We start from the raw sequence: 13,672 nt of genomic DNA, 5'->3' as shown, positions 1-13,672 counted from the left end.
CCTTTCGCGAGCGTCGCGTAGAGGATCGTCGCGTTCGGGTTCGCGAGCAGCAGGCCGGTCGGGTTGCCTGCGGCATCGCGCAGGATCGTGCCGCCCGGTGGCTCGGGCGTGTCCTTCGTATAACCGACCACCCGCAGCGCGGCCGCGTTCAGCAGCGCGCGATCGTACAGGTGCAGGATGAACACCGGCGTATCAGGCGCGACTGCGTTCAGTTCTTCGATCGTCGGCAGCCGTTTCTCCACGAACTGATGTTCGGTGAAGCCGCCGACCACGCGCACCCACTGCGGCGCCGGCGTGATCGCGACCTGCTGCTTGAGCATCTCCATCGCGAGCGCAAGCGACGGCACGCCGTCCCAGCGCAGCTCCATGTTGTAGTTCAGTCCACCACGAATCACGTGGCAGTGGTTGTCGATCAGACCCGGCAGCACGCCGCGGCCGCCGAGATCGACGACCTTCGTCGCGCGGCCCGCGAGCGGCATCACGTCGGCTTCGCTGCCAACGGCGACGAAGCGTCCGGCGGCAATCGCGACCGCCGTCGCGACAGGGTTCGCGCGATCGAGCGTCGTGAATCGTCCGTTATGCAGGATCAGATCCGGTTGGGTCACGGTTGCGGTCATATGCATCACCTCTTGTTGATCAGAAGCCAAAGAGTTGTTTCACGGGGGGTAAGGCTTGCGCGCCGATCAGCATGCCGAGCAACCCGACCAGCGCAATCAGCGGCGGTGCGGGAGAGCGAACCTTGATGGCGCTGTAAATCACACCGATCAGCACACCCGCGCCAAGGGAAACCAGATAGGGTTCCATGCAATAAATCTCCCGGACAATTTCAAATGCAGGGGGCTGTGTTTCGGCCCGCATGCCGCGGGCAACATTCGTGTTTCGTCACGTCCGCCGCCCGCGGCAAGGGAGCCCATGCGACGCGTTCACCTCGAACCCGCCGCACCGGCATCGGCGGTTGCCCGTCGTCCGCGCTTACTTCGCCGGCACGGGCGCAATCGACTCGTGCGGCGTCGCGGTGCGCTGCGGGGCCTTGTGGAGCATCGTGTACGCGTAGTCCACGCCCATCCCGTAGGCGCCCGAATGCTCCTTCGCGATCGCCATCACCGCGTCATACGTCTCGCGGCGTGCCCAGTCGCGTTGCCATTCGAGCAGGACCTGCTGCCACGTGACCGGCACGACGCCGGCCTGCACCATGCGCTGCATCGCGATGTCGTGCGCGGCCTGCGTCGTGCCGCCCGATGCGTCGGAAACCATGTAGATTTCGTAGTCGCCTTCGAGCATCGCGCAGAGCGCGAACGTCGTATTGCAGACTTCGGTCCACAGGCCCGACACGACCACCTTCTTGCGGCCGTTCGCGGCGAGCGCGTCGCGCACCTTCTGGTCGTCCCACGAGTTCATCGACGTGCGTTCGAGCGTCTTCTGGTTCGGGAACACGTCGAGCAGCTCGGGATAGGTGTGGCCCGAGAAGCTCTCGCTTTCGACCGTCGTGATCGTGGTGGGGATGTTGAAGACCTTCGCGGCCTTCGCGAGCCCGACGACGTTGTTCTTCAGCGTCTGCCGATCGATCGACTGCACGCCGAACGCCATCTGCGGCTGCTGGTCAATGAAGATCAGCTGGCTGTTGTGCGGAGTAAGTACTTCAAGCTTCGGATTGCTCATGGTGGTGATGTCCTTTGACGCGGAGAAAAATGAGGCTTGCCTGGCCGACGCATCCGCGAGGCATCCAATGCGCCATGTCGGAAGCGTCGGCAGTCGGCCTGCGTCATTCAATACGCGAAATTTCGACCGCACCAGTTAATTGTTCTGATTCTCGTCACGCCCTGAATTCAGACTGAAAAGATCTGAATTTCATTGAATCGGCTCACGACGAACGCGCAGACCTGATAGGCTGGCCCAAGACTTTCGGATCGACGCCAGACCGGTACTTGTCCATATTTTTAACGGCCGTCATTCCATTCCAGACCCATGAAACCGTACATTGCTTCGCTTCTCGCCGGCATCCTCGCCGGCGTCGTCTACGCGCTGATCGGCGTCCAATCGCCGGCGCCGCCCGCCATCGCCCTGGTCGGCCTGCTCGGCATTCTGGCCGGCGAACAGATTCTTCCCGTGGTGCGACGGATGTTCGACGGCATCCGGCTGGGAACCGCATGGCGCGATGCGAAGTGCAGCCAGCACATGTTCGGCGCGCTGCCCGGCGCACACGCCGATGCTGCCGCGAAGCACCGCGAATCGACACCGACGTGACAGGCGGACGTCGAGCGAACGCGGCGGCGGCCCCGGCCGTCGGCGCACATGCGTGCGTGCCTCGGTACGTCGGATGACGAACCGTTGTGAACAGTATTGGATTGAGTGTCGCTCGACGGCGCGATACCGCCTGATGCCCTTGTCGTAGCGAAACTCGTCATGAAACTGTCTTTCGAAGCACTCGAGGCACTGGACGCGATCGACCGCACCGGTACGTTTGCCGACGCGGCGGAGTTGGTGCACCGCGTGCCGTCCGCACTGACCTATCTCGTACAAAAGCTCGAGAGCGATCTCGACGTCGCGTTGTTCGATCGCAGCGGGCGTCGGGCGAAGCTCACGCGCGCGGGCCGCGTCGTCGTCGAGGAAGGCCGTCGTCTGCTTCATGCCGCCGAACAGCTTGAACGGAAAGCGCAGCGCGCGCAGCAAGGTTGGGAAACCGAAGTTCGCGTCTGCATCGCCGAGATACTACCCTTCGACCTGATGTGGCCATACGTCCACGCGTTCTACGCACTTGACATGGACACGCGACTGCGACTCTCCACCGAAGTGCTCGGCGGCACCTGGGATGCGCTGATCTCGCGGCGGGCCGATCTGATCGTCGGCGCGGCGGGCGAGCCGCCGGAACTGCCGGACATCGTGGCGCAGCCAATCGGCACGCTCCGGCACGTATTCGCGGTCGCTCCGACCCATCCGCTCGCTGCACTGCCCGAACCGCTGTCGATGGCGTCGATCGTCGAGTATCGCGGCGCGGTGATCTCCGACACGTCCCGCGAGCTTCAGCCGCAGTCGGTCGCGGTTGATGCTGGCCAACCGTATCTCGCGGTGCCGACGCTCGCGGCGAAACTGGCCGCGCAATGCGAAGGACTCGCGGTAGGCACGCTCCCGGACTGCATCGCGGCGCCCGCGATCGCGCAAGGCAGGCTTGTCGCGCGGGAAGTCACCGGCATGCGCGACACGACCCATTGCTATATCGCGTGGCGCACCGACGAAGCCGGGCGCGCGCTCCGCTGGTGGGTCGAACAGCTCGGACACCCGGACCTCGTCGACCGGTTCACCACGCCCGCGTGACGCTGCGCTTTCTGCGAACGGTCGAGCGGTCTCGCGCTGACCGACCTGCATCGAGCCGTTCTCGAAATCGGCGTTAAAGGAAATGAAGAAGCGCAGCGCGGCTTCGCCGCCGCCCCGGTCGCGCACGCAGCCGACGCCGCGTGCGGAATCGGCGTTCAGCGCGACGCGGACGGCTCGCCGGTCCGGCCAGAGCGCCAGGTGAGGAAACCGAGCGCCGCGAGCGGCAGCGCCAGTGCCCAGAATCCGGCGTACACGTAGGCGCTCGCCCCGGCGCCCGCGCCGAGCGCGAACCCGACCACCGGCGGCAACGTGCGTCGCAGCCGCGCGCGTGCGGCTTCCCGTTCGGCCGGCGCGGCGATCGGCACCAGCCAGTCGAATGCATCGATGACCGCCTGCGTGACGTTTCCGGTCATCACGGTGTTCGCGACGACGGTGCGCGCGGTCAACCGGCCGTGCGCGTTCTGCACGCCCATTGCCGCCGCGCCCAGCAGCCCGCAGACGATCGTCGCGGGCGCATCGGCGCTGCCGATCGGCGACGCCGCGACGCCCGCGAGCATGAATCCGGCCAGCAGGATCGTCTGCAGTGCGTACAGCGAGCGCGCCCGCACGCCATGCCCGCGCACGCGCATCCGGTGATCGAGCACGCGGGCGGCGACGATGCCCGCGATAAATGCCGGAAACGCGAGCCACTTGATCATGAGACCCTGGCCGACCCCGGCGAGGCCCGAGCCGATCAGGATGAAGTTGCCGGTGACGTGCGCGGTAAAGAGCCCGAACAGCGCGACGAAGCCGAGCGTGTCGACGTAGCCGGCGATCGATGCGAGGAACACATCCTCGCCCCGCAGGCGATCGGGGGCCGCCGCGCCCGCTGCCGTTACTTGCGCGGGCTGCATGTCGTGGCTTCCGCGGTTGTGTCGATGGTGTGCGCATCGCGAACCTGCGCGGCGAGCGCACGCGACGGCGCCGGCACGAGCGGGATCGCATGCTTGCGGACAACGATGCCGAACAGGCGCGCCAGCGCGGTCAGCGGCGGCGCAGGCGACTGCACGCGCACGAGGGGGTGCAGGAGGCCGACTGCGATGCGGGCTCCCGGCGAGATCAGGTAAGGCATGGTCCGTTCCGGTTGTGCCGCCGGCCGGGCCGGCCGAAAGGCTTCGGCCTCGTGCGGCGGCTCGGGAACAAGACTACGGAAGGCGGCCCTGAAAGTCATGGCGGCGAACTGAATCGTTCTGAACGTGCGGTGCGGCGCGGTGACGCATGCGCGCGACGACCGCCGACGAGCCGGCAGCCGTGCCGCCGCCTCGCATCGGAATTCAGAACGATTCAGCCACGACGTGCGTCGCGTGGCCTATGCTCGGACAGCATCGGACGCGAGCCGTATCGCGCACCGTCCGCATCGAACCAGGATTCCCACATGACGACCGACACGCTCGCACTCACCCATCACACCATTACGGCGAACGGCATCCGCCAGCACGTCATCGATGCCGGCGCGGGGCCCGTCGTCGTGCTGCTGCACGGCTTCCCCGAAACCAGTTTTGCATGGCGCTTCCAGATTCCGGTGCTCGCGCGGCACTATCGCGTGATCGTGCCCGACCTGCGCGGCTACGGCGAAACCGACAAGCCCGCGGCCGGCTACGACAAGCGCAACATGGCGCGCGATCTCGCCGCGCTGCTCGATGCGCTCGGCATCGAGCGCATCGCGCTCGTCGGGCACGATCGCGGCGCACGCGTCGCGACGCGTTTCGCGAAGGACTTCCCCGAACGCGTCGAGCGGCTCGTCGTGATGGACAACGTGCCGACGCGCATCGTCGCGCAGAACATGACCGCGCAAACGGCGCGCGCGTACTGGTTCTTCCTGTTCCATCAGGTGCCCGACCTGCCGGAGGCGCTGATCGCCGGCAAGGAAGCCGAATGGCTCAGCTACTTTTTCGCCGACTGGTGCTACAACCCGCACGCGATCTCGGGCGATGCGTTCGACACGTACGTGCGTGCGTACCGACGCCCGGGGGCCGTGCGCGGCGCGCTGGCCGACTATCGCGCGAACGCGGAAGACGTGCAGCAGGACCTCGTCGATGCGGACGTCAGGATCGCGTGCCCGACCATGGCGATCTGGGGCGAGGATTTCTACGCGGTGGGCAAGATGTTCGACATGAAGGCCGTATGGGAAGGCATGGCGACCCACTTGCGTGCCGAGCCGATCGCGCAGTGCGGGCATCTGCCGCACGAGGAGCAGCCCGAGCGCGTGAACGCGCTGCTGGTCGATTTCCTGCGCGGCTGGGCCGGCTGACGCCACGCGCGCCGCACACGGCATCATCGGGGAACATCGAATGGAACACGGATCGCGCCGCAAGGCCGTCATCGCCGGCGGATCGGTCGGCGGGCTGTTCGCGGCGACCGCGCTGCGCGCGGCCGGCTGGGACGTCCGCGTCTTCGAGCAATCGCCGCACGCACTCGACAGCCGCGGCGGCGGCATCGTGCTGCAACCGCCGATCGAGCGCGCGTTCGCGTTCGGCGGTGTGCCGCTGCCGCGCGAGACCGGCGTCGATTCGATCGACCGGATCTACGTCGATGCGCACGACCGGATCGTGCAGCGCTTCGCGATGCCGCAGACGCAGACGGGCTGGAACGTGATCTACACGGCGCTCAAGCGTGCGCTGCCCGCCGGCGTCATCCACGCGGGCGACGCGTTCGAGCGGTTCGAACCGGACGGCGAGCGGATCGTCGCGCACTTCGCGAGCGGCCGCGCCGAGACGGCCGACCTGCTGATCGGCGCGGACGGCGGCCGCTCGACCGTGCGCGCGCAATTGCTGCCGGACGTGCGGCCGACGTATGCGGGCTATGTCGCGTGGCGCGGGCTCGTCGACGAACACACGCTGCCCGAGCAGGTGCTGGTTCTGCTGCGCGAACGCTTCACGTTCCAGCAAGGCGACCGGCACCTGTTCCTGACCTATCTGGTGCCCGGCGCCGACGGCACGATCGAACCGGGCAAACGGCGCGTGAACTGGGTGTGGTACCGGCGTCTCGCATCCGACCGGATGCCGTCGCTGTTCGTTACGCGCGACGGCACGCAGCGCGACGGGTCGCTGCCGCCCGGTGCGATGCGCGACGACCACCGCGCGGAACTCGTCGACGCCGCCGACCGGATGCTCGCGCCGACGCTCGCCGCGCTCGTCGATGCAACCACCGCGCCGTTCGCGCAGGCGATCCTCGATCTCGCGGTCGAGCGGATGGCTGTCGGGCGCGCGGTGCTGCTCGGCGATGCCGCATGCATGGTGCGCCCGCACACGGCGGCGGGCGTCGCGAAAGCGGCGGACGACGCGGTCGGCCTCGCCGAAGCCGTGCGCGACGTCGCACGCGGCGCCGCGTTCGATGCCGCGCTGGCCGGCTGGGACGCCCGTCAGCGCACCGCCAGCGCAGCGATCGCCGCGCGCGGGATCGCGCTCGGCGCGCGGCTGATGGGCGCGTCGTGAGCGTGCGCCGGCCGGGTGTCGACTGTATGGCGGTGCGGGTCGAATTCGGGATTCAGCGCGTGCAGCACGCTGGCGCGCCCACCGTCGTCATCGGGCAGTAGCGGCTGCCCGCGCGCGAAAGCCGGGGCCGCGGCCGCCGCGAGCCACGCGGCGATCGCCAGCCCGGCCACGCATGTCGATACGGCGCCCCGCTTCATTGCGCGCTCGCGGTCGACACGGTGGCCGACGACGTCGCGGCCATTGCCGTGGGCCGGTCGCCATGCGCGATCGCATACAGATCGCGATTGCGTGCGATCGTCTGCGTGCTCGGCGGATAGTCCCAGTTCGACGTCGGCAGCGTGCCGTCGCGCTCCGCCTGAATCAGGTCGGCACGCACGTCAGCGCGCGTGACCGTATGGTCGGCAGATTGCGCGAATGCGACGATCGGTGCGCTCAGCGCACAGGAAAGCAATGCTGCACGAATCAGCGTGTTCATGATGTTCACCTCTCGAAGATAGCGTGTTTGCGTCCGCAGATCAGGCCGGACATCCGCTCCGCATCGATGCGATGAGGAGTGGTGTCCATTCTGCGATTCGCGCGCTGTCCGGAAGGTGAAGCTTCGATTACGGTCCTGTCATCTATCGCGGCCGCGCCGCACGGCGGCGTCGGTCAGCGCGTCACGGTTTCGGTGTTTCGCACGCTGCCGAGAAACCGCGTCAACTCCACCGTCTGCGGCCGCTCGAAGATCTCGTCGGCCGTCCCGCTCTCCCACACACGCCCCTGGTGCATGAACACGATCCGGTCGCTCACCGCACGCGCGAAGTTCATCTCGTGCGTGACCATGATCAGCGTCATGTCCTCGCGCGCGAGTTGCTCGACCACGCCCAGCACCTCGCCGACGAGCTCCGGATCGAGCGCGGACGTGATTTCGTCGCACAGCAGCACACTCGGCTTCATCGCGAGCGCCCGCGCGATCGCCACGCGCTGCTGCTGGCCGCCCGACAACTGTTCCGGAAACGCGTCGAACTTGTCGCCGAGGCCGACGCGCTCGAGCATCAGTTCCGCGATCGCGCGCGCCTGCTGGCGGTGCGCCTTCTTCACCACCGACTGCGCGAGCATCACGTTCTGCCCGGCGCTCAGGTGCGGAAACAGGTTGTACTGCTGGAACACCATGCCGACCTTCAGCCGCAGCGCGCGCAGGTCCGCGTGCCGCGCATCGACGCGTTCGCCGTCGACCGAAATCGTGCCCGCGTCGATGCTCTCGAGCCCGTTGAGCGTGCGCAGCAGCGTGCTCTTGCCCGAGCCGCTGCGGCCGATGATCGAGACGACCTGCCCGCGCTCGACGGAGAAATCGATGCCCTTGAGCACATGATGGGTGCCGAAGTTCTTTTCGAGACCCCGGGTTTCAACGAGCGGCATGCCATCTCCTTTGCAACGTGCGCGCATAACGGGTAAGCGGATAACAGAGCGCGAAATAGATCAGCGCGACGAGGCCATACACGACGAACGGCCGGAACGTCGCGTTCGAGATCGCGATGCCGACCTTCGTCAGCTCGGTGAAGCCGATGATCGACACCAGCGCCGTATCCTTCACGGCCTGCACGCCGAAACCGACCGTCGGCGCGATCGCGATGCGCGCGGCCTGCGGCAGGATCACGTGACGCAATTGCTCGACGTAGCTCATCGCCAGGCTGGCCGACGCCTCCCACTGCCCTTTCGGCACGGCCTCGACACAGCCGCGCCAGATCTCGGCCAGATATGCGCTGGTGAAGAACGTGAGCCCCGCCGTGGCCGCCACCCACGGCGGCACGTCGAGCCCGACGAGCGGCAGGCCGAAGAACACGATGAACAGTTGCATCAGCAACGGGGTGCCCTGGAACACTTCGATATAGAGCTTCGCGATACCGCGCAGCACCGTCGAGCCCGACACGCGCATCACGAGCAGCCCGAGGCCGACGAGGCCGCCCGTCACGAACGACACGATCGACAGCACGATCGTCCAGCGCGCGGCCAGCAGCAGGTTCGCGAGAATCTGCCCGAACGTGAAATCGGTCATCGCGCACCTCGCACGCGGCGGGTGAACAGGCGGCGGCCCATCGCGCCGAGCGTGGCGCGCAGCAGCAGCGCCATCGCCAGATACGCGAGCGTGATCACGAAATACGTCTCGAACGCGCGGAAGTTGCGCGACTGAATGTAGCTGGCCGCGTAGGTCAGGTCGGCCACCGAGATCTGCGACACGACGGCCGAGCCGAGCATCGTGATCACGATCTGGCTCGACAGCGCGGGAAACACCTTGGCGAGCGCCTGCGGCAGCACGACGTGGCGCAGCATCTGCGCGCGCGACATCGCCAGCGCGGACGCGGCCTCCAGATGCCCTTTCGGCACGGCGGCCACGCCCGCGCGCACGATCTCGACCGAGTACGCGCCGAGATTGAGCGTCATCGCGAGGATCGCGGCCGTGTATTCGTCGATGTGCACGCCGAGCGCCGGCAAGCCGAAGAAGATGAAGAACAGCTGGACGACGAACGGCGTATTGCGAATCGCCTCGACGTACGCGCCGATCAGCGGGCGCAAGCGCACGGCCGCGCGCGCGTCGGCACTGTACGCGGCCGCGCCGAGCACGCCGACCGCCACGCCGAGCACGGTCGCGACCGCGGTCAGCGCGAGCGTGATCGCCGCGCCGCTCGCGAACACGCCGACGTACTCGGACAGTTCGCCGAATTGAAGCTGGTAGCTCATGGGAAGGAGATGAATTCGGGTTCGGACAACGACACGCGCCACGCCGGGCACCCCGGCCGCGGCGACGTATCAGGCGACACGGCGATGCGTCACAGTCCGGCCGGCAACGGCTGGCCGAGCCACTTGCGCGACATCTCGCCCAGCGAGCCGTCCTGCTTCGCATGCGCGATCGCATCGTCGATCTTCGCGAGCAGGCGCGGTTCGTTCTTGTTGACGCCGACGAAGCACGGCGAATTCTTGATCACGAACTTGACCTCGGGGCGGCGCGGCGGATTCTTCGCGAGAATCGCCGCCGCGACGATGTTGCCGGCCGCGATCAACTGGACCTGCCCCGACAGGAACGCCTGGATCGTCGCGTTGTTGTCCTCGAAGCGCTTGATCGTCGCGTTCGGCGCGAGCTGCGACAGCGCGATCTCCTCGAGCGCGCCGCGCGTCGCGCCGACCGTCTTGCCGGTGAGGTCGGCCGGCGTGCTCACTTTCACGTCGGACGGCCCGAACACGCCCTGGAAATACGGTGCGTACGCGCTCGAGAAGTCGATGACCTTCTCGCGTTCGGGCGTCTTGCCGAGCGACGAGATCACCATGTCGACCTTGTTGGTCGTCAGGTACGGAATCCGGTTCGCGCTGTTCACGGGCACCAGCTTCAGCTTGACGCCGAGCGACTTGGCAAGGAGTCCTGCCATGTCGATGTCGTAGCCCTGCGGCTGCATGTCCGTGCCGACCGAACCGAACGGCGGATAGTCCTCGGGCACCGCGACGCGCAGCGTGCCGTTTTTCGCGATGGTGTCGAGCGCATCGGCATGGGCCGGCGCGGCGGCGAACAGCGCGATCACGGGGGCGGCGAACAGCGCAGCCAGCCAGGTGCGTCGGGGGAACGGTCGGGTCGTCGGGCTCACGGTGAATCTTCCTTGTCTGGTATGTCGTCGGGCTGCGCGCAACGATTGCGCGGCCGACACCACTCCAGCAAAAACCGGGCCATCGCCGGGAAACGCTTGCCCCACCGGCATGAGCCGGACATTTCAGCGAACCCTTCGGCGAACCGAATTCCTCATTTCGGTGCATGAACCGGCACCATCGGTAACCGTTGCCCTCGCAGTGCGCGCCGGCGCACCAAATTACCTAACCGGTTCACCCATCGCCGCGGCCGTTATGCGCGGATTCGAACACGCCCAGTCCAAATTTGCATTCCGTTTGTGGCGGGAATTACGGCTGAATACGTTCGCGACGTACCGTGCCTTTCGTCACGTCCGACGAATCGCGATCAGGACGAGCACGCCGGATTCCGCGCGCGAGTCCGCCGGTACCGGTGGTCCCGATCGTCCCGCGATCGGGATGAATTCAATCCCATCCGTGTGCGAGGATACCGTCATGGCATCGATTCCCGAACCGTCGACAACCGGCGAAACCGACAAACGCAGCTGGCTCGAATCGCACGAAGCCGGCTATCACAAGACCCTCGGCAATCGACAGGTGCAGATGATCGCGATCGGCGGGGCCATCGGCACCGGGCTGTTCCTCGGGGCCGGCGCCCGGCTGCAGGCCGCCGGCCCGGCGCTCGCGATCGTCTATCTGGTCTGCGGCGCGTTTTCGTTCCTGATCCTGCGCGCGCTCGGCGAGCTGGTGATGCATCGCCCCAGCAGCGGCAGCTTCGTGTCGTACGCGCGCGAATTCCTCGGCGAAAAGGCGTCGTTCGTCGCCGGCTGGATGTACTTCCTGAACTGGGCGATGACCGGCATCGTCGACATCACCGCCGTCGCGCTCTACATGCATTACTGGGCGCCGTTCGCGGCCGTGCCGCAGTGGATCTTCGCGCTCGTCGCGCTCTGCATCGTCGCGACGATGAACCTGATCGGCGTGAAGTGGTTCGCCGAGATGGAATTCTGGTTCGCGCTGATCAAGGTCGCCGCGATCGTGCTGTTTCTCGTGATCGGCACGGCGATCCTCGGCACGGGCATGCCGGTGGCCGGCCATGGCACCGGCATGCATCTGATCACCGACAACGGCGGGTTCTTCCCGCACGGGTTGATGCCGGCGCTGGTGCTGGTGCAGGGTGTGGTGTTCGCGTTCGCGGGCGTCGAACTGGTCGGCACGGCCGCCGGCGAATGCAAGGACGCGCGCAAGGTGCTGCCGCGCGCGATCAACAACGTGATCTGGCGCATCGCGATCTTCTACGTCGCATCGGTCGTGCTGCTGGTCTGCCTGCTGCCGTGGAGCGCGTACAAGGCGGGCCAGAGCCCGTTCGTCACGTTCTTCGGCGCGCTCGGCGTGCCGGGCATCGGCTCGGTGATGAACCTGGTGGTGCTCACGGCCGCGCTGTCGAGCCTCAACTCCGGCCTGTATTCGACCGGGCGCGTATTGCGTTCGCTGTCGATGGGCGGCTCCGCCCCCGCGTTCCTCGCGCGAATGAGCGGGCAATCCGTGCCGTACGCGGGCATTCTGGTGACGGTCGCGATCTACGTGGTCGGCGTGCTGCTCAACTATCTCGTGCCGTCGAGCGTGTTCGAGATCGTGCTGAACATCGCGTCGCTCGGCATCATCAGCACCTGGGGCTTCATCGTCGTGTGCCAGATGAAGTTCCGCGCCGCGGTCAGGCGCGGCGAGGTCGAGGACGTATCGTTCAGGATGCCGGGCGCGCCCGTCACGTCGTGGCTCACGCTGCTGTTCCTGCTCGGCGTGCTGGTGCTGATGGCGTTCGACTATCCGAACGGGACGTGGACGATCGCGTCGATCCCGCTGGTCGCGCTGCTGCTCGTGGCCGGCTGGAAGTGGCTGAGCCGTCGCGCGCGCCGCGCGCTGCTCAAGCCGACGATTCCGTCGATCGCGCTCACGCAGAACGTGCTCGAGAAAGGCGAGAACTGACGCGCGGCGGCATGTGCGCCGTCCGTTGAACGATCCGCCGCCGGGCTGCCGACGGCGGGCGCCGAACGCGCTCAGTGATGCTCGTACAACGGCTGCGTGTCGAGCGACGCGAGCGACGATGTCGCCGTCCTGGCCGCGTCGGTCGGCTGGGCAGCGGCCGATTGCGCTTGCTGCGCGACGACCTTCGCTTCCGCGGCCTGGATGTCTTCGGGATAGTACGGATCGCTGCCGATGGGCCGATAACCGGCCTTTTCGACGCGGACGAGATCGGCACGCACCTCGGCGCGGGTAACCGCATGGTCGGTGGTTTGCGCAAATGCGACGATCGGCGCGCTCAGTGCGCAGGACAGCAGGACTGCACGAATCAGGTTGTTCATGATGTTCACCTCTCAAAGATGGCGTGTTCGCGTCCGCAGATCAGGCCGGACATCCGCTCCCCATCGATGCGATGAAGAGTTGGATTCATTCTGCGATTCACGCGCTTTCCTGAAGGTGAGGCTTCGATTACGGTTTTGTTATCTGGGCGCCGGCGCCGGTCGGTCGCCACGCACTCGCGCGCCCGCACAGATAACGGTTTCGTAATCCTCGAGTCAGGGTCGGGTCAACGCCGCGCCGGCAGACTGCGTGCTCGTCGCATCGAATGCGCATCCGAGCCCTGCTTCGAGGAGCACCATCATGTGGATCGTCCGGCTGGCGTTACGCAGGCCCTACACGTTCGTCGTACTCGCGCTGCTGATCTTCATCGCGGGGCCGCTCGCGCTGCTGCGCACGCCCACCGACATCTTCCCGAGCATCGACATTCCGGTCGTCAGCATCGTCTGGTCGTACAACGGCTTCTCCGCGGAGGATATGGCCAAGCGGATCACGTCGAACTACGAACGCGCGCTCACGTCCGACGTCGACGACATCGAGCACATCGAGTCGCAGTCGCTGAACGGCGTGTCGGTCGTGAAGATCTTCTTCCACCCGGGCGCCGACATCAATCGCGCGATCGCGGAAGCCGCGAGCAACGCCGCGTCGATCCTGCGCATCCTGCCGCCCGGCACGCTGCCGCCGAACATCATCACGTACAACGCGTCGACGGTCCCGATCCTGCAGCTCGGGCTGTCGAGCGACACGCTCGCCGAGCAGCAGCTGTACGACCTCGGCAACAGCTTCATCCGCACGCAGCTCGCGACCGTCCAGGGCGCGGCCGTGCCGCTGCCGTTCGGCGGCAAGATCCGCCAGATCGTCGTCGATCTCGATACGCGCGCGCTGCAGGCGAAGGGGCTCGCGCCGATCGACGTCGTCAACGCGATCAACGCGCAGAA

18 protein-coding genes are annotated in these 13,672 nt (G+C 66.9%); 6 read left to right on the top strand and 12 right to left on the bottom strand.

Features of this window, described 5'->3' with window-relative positions; genetic code table 11:
- The 3 genes from JMF90_RS05545 to JMF90_RS05535 form a co-directional block, all read right to left on the bottom strand.
- The coding region (locus JMF90_RS05545; RefSeq protein WP_201324983.1) for an amidohydrolase family protein at positions 1-617 on the bottom strand (617 nt) is incomplete at its 3' end.
- 19 nt (positions 618-636) lie between these two features.
- Entirely contained in the window at positions 637-804 is a 168-nt protein-coding gene (locus JMF90_RS05540) for a DUF1427 family protein (RefSeq protein WP_012337465.1), read from the bottom strand.
- 168 nt (positions 805-972) lie between these two features.
- A complete protein-coding gene (locus JMF90_RS05535) occupies positions 973-1,659 on the bottom strand; it encodes a hydrolase (RefSeq protein ID WP_011545683.1) in 687 nt (228 codons plus the stop codon).
- Positions 1,660-1,965: 306 nt separating this feature from the next.
- Between JMF90_RS05535 and JMF90_RS05530 the strand changes: the two genes are divergently transcribed.
- On the top strand, positions 1,966-2,244 hold the full coding sequence (locus JMF90_RS05530) for a XapX domain-containing protein (protein WP_074806934.1): 279 nt from the start codon (positions 1,966-1,968) through the stop codon (positions 2,242-2,244).
- 159 nt (positions 2,245-2,403) lie between these two features.
- Positions 2,404-3,312, top strand: a complete 909-nt coding sequence (locus JMF90_RS05525) for a LysR family transcriptional regulator (RefSeq protein ID WP_175682288.1) — start codon at positions 2,404-2,406, stop codon at positions 3,310-3,312.
- Positions 3,313-3,467: 155 nt separating this feature from the next.
- Here JMF90_RS05525 and JMF90_RS05520 read toward each other — a convergent pair whose 3' ends face one another.
- Together JMF90_RS05520 and JMF90_RS05515 are read right to left on the bottom strand one after the other, a co-directional pair.
- Positions 3,468-4,205, bottom strand: a complete 738-nt coding sequence (locus JMF90_RS05520) for a YoaK family protein (RefSeq protein WP_059721750.1) — start codon at positions 4,203-4,205, stop codon at positions 3,468-3,470.
- A complete protein-coding gene (locus JMF90_RS05515) occupies positions 4,187-4,423 on the bottom strand; it encodes a DUF1427 family protein (RefSeq protein ID WP_201317370.1) in 237 nt (78 codons plus the stop codon). Before JMF90_RS05515 ends, JMF90_RS05520 begins: the two co-directional genes overlap by 19 nt.
- Before the next feature lie 303 nt (positions 4,424-4,726).
- Here JMF90_RS05515 and JMF90_RS05510 point away from each other — a divergent pair, with 303 nt between their 5' ends.
- The gene (locus JMF90_RS05510; protein ID WP_077180543.1) at positions 4,727-5,602 is read left to right on the top strand and encodes an alpha/beta fold hydrolase; all 876 of its coding nucleotides are present in this window, start codon (positions 4,727-4,729) and stop codon (positions 5,600-5,602) included.
- Positions 5,603-5,642: 40 nt separating this feature from the next.
- Positions 5,643-6,785 carry an FAD binding domain-containing protein gene (locus JMF90_RS05505; protein ID WP_201324982.1) on the top strand — a complete coding sequence of 381 codons (1,143 nt, stop codon included), beginning with the start codon at positions 5,643-5,645 and terminating at the stop codon, positions 6,783-6,785.
- Here the strand turns inward: JMF90_RS05505 and JMF90_RS05500 are convergent.
- The 6 genes from JMF90_RS05500 to JMF90_RS05475 all read right to left on the bottom strand — a co-directional run bounded on the left by JMF90_RS05500 (position 6,713) and on the right by JMF90_RS05475 (position 10,399).
- Positions 6,713-6,982: a hypothetical protein gene (locus JMF90_RS05500; RefSeq protein ID WP_201324981.1), complete on the bottom strand. Its 270-nt coding sequence runs from the start codon at positions 6,980-6,982 to the stop codon at positions 6,713-6,715. The genes JMF90_RS05505 and JMF90_RS05500 overlap by 73 nt on opposite strands.
- The gene (locus JMF90_RS05495; protein WP_201317371.1) at positions 6,979-7,260 is read right to left on the bottom strand and encodes a DUF4148 domain-containing protein; all 282 of its coding nucleotides are present in this window, start codon (positions 7,258-7,260) and stop codon (positions 6,979-6,981) included. The genes JMF90_RS05500 and JMF90_RS05495 overlap by 4 nt, the downstream gene beginning before the upstream one ends.
- 173 nt (positions 7,261-7,433) lie before the next feature.
- Positions 7,434-8,183 carry an amino acid ABC transporter ATP-binding protein gene (locus JMF90_RS05490; RefSeq protein WP_006493844.1) on the bottom strand — a complete coding sequence of 250 codons (750 nt, stop codon included), beginning with the start codon at positions 8,181-8,183 and terminating at the stop codon, positions 7,434-7,436.
- Positions 8,170-8,820 (bottom strand): amino acid ABC transporter permease, encoded by a 651-nt coding sequence (locus tag JMF90_RS05485; RefSeq protein ID WP_201317372.1) that lies wholly within the window; start codon positions 8,818-8,820, stop codon positions 8,170-8,172. Before JMF90_RS05485 ends, JMF90_RS05490 begins: the two co-directional genes overlap by 14 nt.
- A complete protein-coding gene (locus JMF90_RS05480; RefSeq protein WP_011545692.1) occupies positions 8,817-9,503 on the bottom strand; it encodes an amino acid ABC transporter permease in 687 nt (228 codons plus the stop codon). Before JMF90_RS05480 ends, JMF90_RS05485 begins: the two co-directional genes overlap by 4 nt.
- Positions 9,504-9,592: 89 nt before the next feature.
- Positions 9,593-10,399 carry a transporter substrate-binding domain-containing protein gene (locus JMF90_RS05475; protein ID WP_011694984.1) on the bottom strand — a complete coding sequence of 269 codons (807 nt, stop codon included), beginning with the start codon at positions 10,397-10,399 and terminating at the stop codon, positions 9,593-9,595.
- A 472-nt stretch (positions 10,400-10,871) separates the two neighbouring features.
- Between JMF90_RS05475 and ansP the strand changes: the two genes are divergently transcribed.
- Positions 10,872-12,362 carry an L-asparagine permease gene (gene ansP, locus JMF90_RS05470; protein ID WP_011694983.1) on the top strand — a complete coding sequence of 497 codons (1,491 nt, stop codon included), beginning with the start codon at positions 10,872-10,874 and terminating at the stop codon, positions 12,360-12,362.
- Between the two features lie 71 nt (positions 12,363-12,433).
- Here the strand turns inward: ansP and JMF90_RS05465 are convergent, their stop codons facing one another.
- The gene (locus JMF90_RS05465) at positions 12,434-12,739 is read right to left on the bottom strand and encodes a DUF4148 domain-containing protein (RefSeq protein ID WP_011545695.1); all 306 of its coding nucleotides are present in this window, start codon (positions 12,737-12,739) and stop codon (positions 12,434-12,436) included.
- A gap of 298 nt (positions 12,740-13,037) precedes the next feature.
- Between JMF90_RS05465 and JMF90_RS05460 the strand changes: the two genes are divergently transcribed.
- The coding region (locus tag JMF90_RS05460; RefSeq protein ID WP_201324980.1) for an efflux RND transporter permease subunit at positions 13,038-13,672 on the top strand (635 nt) is incomplete at its 3' end.

This window comes from Burkholderia sp. E168m23, from assembly GCF_016586125.1.
GTDB classification, from domain to species: domain Bacteria; phylum Pseudomonadota; class Gammaproteobacteria; order Burkholderiales; family Burkholderiaceae; genus Burkholderia; species Burkholderia orbicola.
The sequence above is the reverse complement of the archived record's forward strand: the minus strand, read 5'-3'. Positions and strand labels throughout refer to the sequence as shown.